5 protein-coding genes are annotated in these 5,433 nt (G+C 73.8%); 1 reads left to right on the top strand and 4 read right to left on the bottom strand.

The window, feature by feature from the left end:
• Positions 1-1,286: protein kinase domain-containing protein (locus tag ACWGE1_RS39900; protein WP_453425370.1), on the bottom strand; the 1,286-nt coding region annotated here is incomplete at its 3' end.
• A gap of 10 nt (positions 1,287-1,296) precedes the next feature.
• Between ACWGE1_RS39900 and ACWGE1_RS39895 the strand changes: the two genes are divergently transcribed.
• The gene (locus tag ACWGE1_RS39895) at positions 1,297-1,623 is read left to right on the top strand and encodes a hypothetical protein (protein ID WP_453425369.1); all 327 of its coding nucleotides are present in this window, start codon (positions 1,297-1,299) and stop codon (positions 1,621-1,623) included.
• A 70-nt stretch (positions 1,624-1,693) separates the two neighbouring features.
• Here ACWGE1_RS39895 and ACWGE1_RS39890 read toward each other — a convergent pair whose 3' ends face one another.
• The 3 genes from ACWGE1_RS39890 to ACWGE1_RS39880 all read right to left on the bottom strand — a co-directional run bounded on the left by ACWGE1_RS39890 (position 1,694) and on the right by ACWGE1_RS39880 (position 5,432).
• Positions 1,694-2,980, bottom strand: a complete 1,287-nt coding sequence (locus ACWGE1_RS39890; protein WP_453425368.1) for a hypothetical protein — start codon at positions 2,978-2,980, stop codon at positions 1,694-1,696.
• A 110-nt stretch (positions 2,981-3,090) separates the two neighbouring features.
• Positions 3,091-4,176: a glutamate ABC transporter substrate-binding protein gene (locus tag ACWGE1_RS39885; protein ID WP_453425367.1), complete on the bottom strand. Its 1,086-nt coding sequence runs from the start codon at positions 4,174-4,176 to the stop codon at positions 3,091-3,093.
• Between the two features lie 5 nt (positions 4,177-4,181).
• The gene (locus ACWGE1_RS39880) at positions 4,182-5,432 is read right to left on the bottom strand and encodes a hypothetical protein (RefSeq protein WP_453425366.1); all 1,251 of its coding nucleotides are present in this window, start codon (positions 5,430-5,432) and stop codon (positions 4,182-4,184) included.
• Between the last annotated feature and the right edge of the window lies 1 nt (position 5,433).

The raw sequence follows: 5,433 nt of genomic DNA, 5'->3' as shown, positions 1-5,433 counted from the left end.
GGGCCCCCGGGCGGGGCCCCGCCGCTGTGGGCGAGGCCGTGGGGGCCGAGCGCCCCGGCGGCCGCCGCCCCGGCCACGGCGGTGCCGCCGGGCGCGTGCGATCCGGCCGCTGCCCGGCCGCGGCCGGCGAGCCCGAACAGCCCGCCGCCCCGCCGGGGCGCGATCGGCCGGTAGCCCAGCAGGGAGACGACGGGGTCGGCCGCGTCGGAGAACAGCCGGATGTCCGGAACGCGCAGTTCCGGGCCGAAGAGGGTCGACAGCTGCGGCCGCGGCCGACCCGTCTGGAGCGCGACCACCTCCCGCAGCACGCCCGTCAGCTGGTCCGCCATCTCCTGCGCGGACGCGAACCGCCGCCCCGGGTCCGGGTCGGTCGCCCGCACCAGCAGCCGGTAGAAGGACTCGTACCGCCGGAACACCTCGATGTGCTCCGGATCCGGCAGCGAATCCACGAACACATTGGTGTAGCCCTGGAAGTCGAAGGTCAGCACGGCCAGCGTCCGCGCCACCGTGTAGAGGTCGGAGGCGACCGAGGGGCCCAGCTCCGCGACCTCCGGCGCCTGGTAGCCCACCGTGCCGTAGATGGCCGACTCGTCGTCGTCCATCCGCCGTACCGCGCCCATGTCGATCAGCTTCAGCTGGTCCTGCTGCTGGATCGCGTTGTCGACCTTGAAGTCGCAGTACAGAAGGTTTCTGCTGTGCAGGTGGCCGAGCGCCTCCAGCGCCTCGATGCCGTACGCGCACGCCTGCTCCACCGGCAGCGGGTCACGCCGCCCGTCCGGCCGGCGCCGCTCGTTCGCGATCTCCTTCAGCGACTTGCCGCCGACGTACTCCATGACGATGTACCCGTCCAGCGAACCGGTCCGCTGGTCCAGGTGCTCCACGAAGTTGTAGATCCGCACGATGTTGGAGTGCTCGATCTCCGCGAGGAAGCGCCGCTCCGAGATCGCGGCCTCCATCGCGTCCTGGTCCCCGGTGTCCAGCAGGCCCTTGAGCACCACCCACCGGTCAGCGACCGCCCGGTCCACCGCCAGGTACACCCAGCCGAGACCGCCGTGCGCCAGGCAGCCCGCGACCTCGTACTGACCGCGCACCACATCACCGGAGCGCAGCTTGGGCACGAAGGAGTACGGGTGGCCGCACTTGGTGCAGAAACCTTCCGTGCGGCCCGGCCGGTCGCCCCGGGAGCGGCCCACCGGGGCCCCGCAGTCCGAGCGCGAGCAGAACCGCTTGCGCTCCGGCACCTCCGGGTTCTCCAGGACCGCGGTCGAAGGATTCGGACGCGGCACTTCCGGCACGTTGACCAGCCCGGCCCCCAGCCGGCTGCGGCCCGAGGCCGCCGAGCCCGAACTGCGCACCGAAACCGACCGGGTCGACGTCGTCCCCGACACCGAGCGCGACAGCCGCCCGGACACCGAGCGGCGCGAGGACGAGGACCGGGAGGACCGTGCCGAGGCCGAGGACCGCGCCGAGCCGTGGGAGCCCTGCGAGCCCATCGACCCGCGGGAGCCGCCTGAGCCCAGGGAGCCCCGGGCCGCGCTCGTCATCCCCGTCGGAGGCGACACCAGCTCGTCCGCGCCCGCCGCGATCGAGCCGATCGGCGCCAGCCCGCAGGTGTCGCAGTAGACCTCGCCGCCACCCATGTCCTCGTACGCCCCCGGGCAGCCGGGGCGAACGCACGCGGTTCCGATCAGGCTCATGCGTCTTCCTCCCCCGGCCCGTCGGGCCGCTGTTCCTGCTGTGGCAGTTGCTCGGGCCGGTGCTGCGGCACCAGCGATTCCGCCGTCGCCTGCTGGTAGCGCAGGACGGCCTGCTCGGCGGCCCGCAGGTCGCAGGGCGCGCTCCACAGCATCCGCCGGGCGGTGTCGTACCGCTCGATCAGCAGGGGGTCCTCCGCCATTCCGTGCCGGGCCACCTTCGCCTTGTAGGCGTCGAGCCGCCCGCGCAGCTCGGCCCGCACGGCCAGCGGCGCCGTCACCGCGGTCAACGATTCACGGGCCCGCCGCAGTTCCTCCTCGGCGCGCTCCTCCAGCGATTCCAGCAGCGGCGAGAGCCGGTGCCAGCGGGCCTGGCGCCGGTGCTCGGCCGCCGCCGCGAGCTGCTCCTGGAGCACCGTGGGCGGACCGCTCACCGCGGGCACCTCGGAAGCGGCGATTTTCGCCAGCACCTCCCCGCGCGCGGTCCGTGCCTCCGCCAGGGTCCGGTCGGCCCGCGAGAGCACGTCCCGCAGGGCGATCAGCCGCTGCTCGGCGTCCTGCCGCACGTCCAGCACGGCCTCGACCTCGCGGCGTACGTCCTCCAGCGCGAGCGCGGCCCGGTCGTAGCGCCCGGTGTCCGGACGGCCGCCGCCCGGCGCCGAGCTGCCCGTGGCCGGCAGCCAGAACGCCAGCGGGTCCGCGATCACTTGGGTGCGCAGCTCCGTCAGCTCGGCGGTGATGTCCTCCAGGTCGTCGCCCGAGGCGTGCTCGCCCGGCCGCACGCCCACCGAGTGGGCCAGCGAGCGGGTGCGGTGCAGCTCGGCGGCGAGCAGGTCGATCCGGGCGGGCAGCGCCGACCAGACGGCGTCGGCGGCGACCACCACGTCCAGCGAGCGCGCGTACAGACCGTTCATCCGGGCCACCAGCTCGGCGAGCGAGAGCCGCTCCGCCAGCGCGACGCCCTCGGCGGCGGCCCCGGCGATGAGCACCCCGGGCCCGCGCAGCCGCTCGGTCAGCTCGATGAGGTCCTCGCGGTTCGGCCAGCGGCGCCGCTCCCGTACCTCCCGGGCGGCGGCCAGCGCCCCGCTGTAGGCGTCGAAGTACGTCCACAGCCGGCTGATGTCCGCGTCCGCGGCCGTCCACCGGTCCTTGGTGATGCCGGTCAGCGCGGCGCCTTCCAGCAGCCGGCGCCCGGCGTGGTCCTGCAGGGCGAGCAGCGAGGTCTCGACGGCCTCGTGCTCCGCGCCCAGCCGGGTCAGGGCGCGGTCGACGCCGTCCCGGTCCATCACTGCCGACCCCGCCTCCACCGACCGTGCCTCCGCTTCCGCTGCCGCCTCCGTGTCCGTCCTCGTCCCCTGCCCCGCGCCCGGTCCCGTGTCGGAAACCGTCACCGGCCTCAGCCGTCCCGGTACTTGGGTGCGGGAGGCCCGGACACGCCGGGCAGCACGGGCTGCAGGTGCTTGAGGTACGCCTTCATCCACGGGCTCTCACCGCCGCCCGCGCGGTAGCCCTCCAGCACCTTGTTGACCCGGCGTACCAGGTCCGGCGCGTCCTTGTTCATCGCCACGCCGTAGAACTCGCGGGTGAAGGGCGAGCCCACCAGCTGCACCGAGGGGTCCTGGGCGGCCTGGCCGGCCGCGAGGGCGTTGTCCGTGATGATGCCGTCGACCTCGCCCAGCTGGAGCCGGACCAGACAGTCCAGCTGGTTGGCGACCGTGACCGGCACCGAGCCGTACGACTGGGCCTTCAGCGCCGCCTCCGCCGTGGAACCGGCCGCGAAGCAGATCCGCCGGTCCTTCAGCGAGGTGTCGTACCCGGTGATCGGCGAGCCCTTGGGTGCCAGCACCTGCTGCCCGGCCTCGAAGTAGGCCGTCGAGAAGGCGACGTCCTCCAGCCGCTTGCAGTTGATGGTCATGGTCCGAACGACGATGTCCACGCGCCCCGCCTGGAGGGCGGGGATGCGCTGACTGGTGGGGATGGCCCGGTAGATGACCGCGTTCTCGTCGCCCAGGATGTCCTTGGCAATGGCCTTGACCAGGTCGATGTCGAAGCCGTCGAGGCGGCTGCCCTCGGGGGTCTGGTTGCGGTAGCCCCAGCGGAAGCTGTTCTGGTCCACGCCGGCGACGAGCTTGCCCGCCGCCTTGATCCGCGCGATGGTCGCCCCGTCCACGTCGGACGGGCGCAGGCTGGCCTCGGGGTCCTGGCAGGTGTCGGTGGGGACCCACGGCGCGGCCGGGGCCGCCGCCATCGAGGCGGGCCGGCGGACCACCGGCCGGCCGGTGTCGGGCGTCGCGTGCGCCAGCGGCAGCAGGACGGCCGCGGCGGTCGTCGCGCAGGCGACGGCCATCGCGCTCACCCCGCCCCAGCCGCGCAGCCGGCGTGCCGCGCGGCGGATCCCGGACTCCGGGCCCGCGCCCGGCTCCCGGCCGTCGGGGCTCCCGCTCTCGTGACCTCCGGCGGCCCGCCTCGCTCGTATCCGCATCGCGCTCACCTGTACTCCGAAAGCCTGCGCCCGATGCCGAGCAGAGCCGCTGCCGCGCCGATGACGACCAGGGCCGCGGCGCCCGTCACCAGACCGCCCAGCGCACCGATGCCGTCCCGGGCCGCCCGGGTGAACTCCTGCTGCTCGTGGGCGACGGCCTGCTCCAGGGAGGCGTCCACCGTGTCGAAGGCGGCGCCGCTGCTCTCCTTGTGCCGCTCGTCCCCGACGACCTGGGGCAGCGCGGCCTCGTAGTCCCCCTTCAAGTCCGCCTCCCGGGCCGCCGTGTGCCGCTGCTTCCACTGCTGCACGCCGTCCACGGCCCGGCTGACGGGGCTCCGGCCGGCTTCGTCGTCGGCCAGCCGCAGCGCGGTCGCGAGCCCCGCGTCCAGCTGCCTCATGTTGTTGGTGAAGTCCATGTCGTACTTGTCGGACTTCTTGTCCTCGGCCAGGACGGCGCCCCGCGCGATCAGGGTCAGATTCTCACCGGCCCGTGCCTGGAGGGAGGCGATCCGCGCGTCGTTGAGCACCTTCATCGATTCCTGGCCGTCCGCCCGGGCCTCGCTCAGCGAGGACCGCGCCACCGTGTGCCCCACGACGAGCCACAGCAGGACCACCACCGACGCGGCCGTCGCGGCCACCAGTCCGTGGTTGAGGACCCGGTTGGTGTGCCGGTAGTTGCGCTGTTGCACCCCGACCAGGGCGGCGATGGCGAGCAGGCCCAGACCGATCGAGGCCAGCGGCCAGGACCGGGCGTCGTCGTGGTCCGTGTAGAGCCGCTTGGTCTCCGACTCGTACAGCCGCTGCGCGGCGGGCAGCAGCTGGGTGGTCATCTGTTCGTTGGCGTAGCGGAGGTAGGCGCCGCCCAGCGGCAGGCCCTGCCGGTTGGTGGCCCGGGCCTGCTCGATCAGGCCGGTGTAGCGCGGGAGCTGCTCGCTCAGCAGGGCGATCTGTTCGCGGGAGTCCTCGTTGCCACCGGTGTTGGCGGCGGCGCTCACCAGCAGCTTGGAGGCGTTGGCGATGTCCTTCTCGTACCGCTGACGGACCTCGCGCGGCTCCTGGGCCCCCAGCAGGAACCCGCTGGAGGAGGTCGTGTCGGCGTCCGCCAGGGAGCGGTAGATGCTCGCCGCGTCCGCGCTCAGCGGCTGGCTGCGGCCCACCACGTCGTCGGCGGCCGCGGCCCGGTCGGAGATCTCCCACACGCTCACCGTGCCGAACAGCACGATCAGGGCGGCCAGTACCGCGCCGATGATCCGCAGC

The sequence above is a fragment of the Streptomyces sp. NPDC054932 genome, from assembly GCF_053610205.1.
This window is presented reverse-complemented; position numbering and strand designations above follow the sequence as displayed.

What these genes read in the sequence shown, in the direction of transcription:
- ACWGE1_RS39890 (WP_453425368.1), bottom strand. Translation starts at nt 2,980, where the DNA reads ATGGACCGGGACGGCGTCGACCGCGCCCTGACCCGGCTGGGCGCGGAG.
- ACWGE1_RS39885 (WP_453425367.1), bottom strand. Translation starts at nt 4,176, where the DNA reads ATGCGGATACGAGCGAGGCGGGCCGCCGGAGGTCACGAGAGCGGGAGC.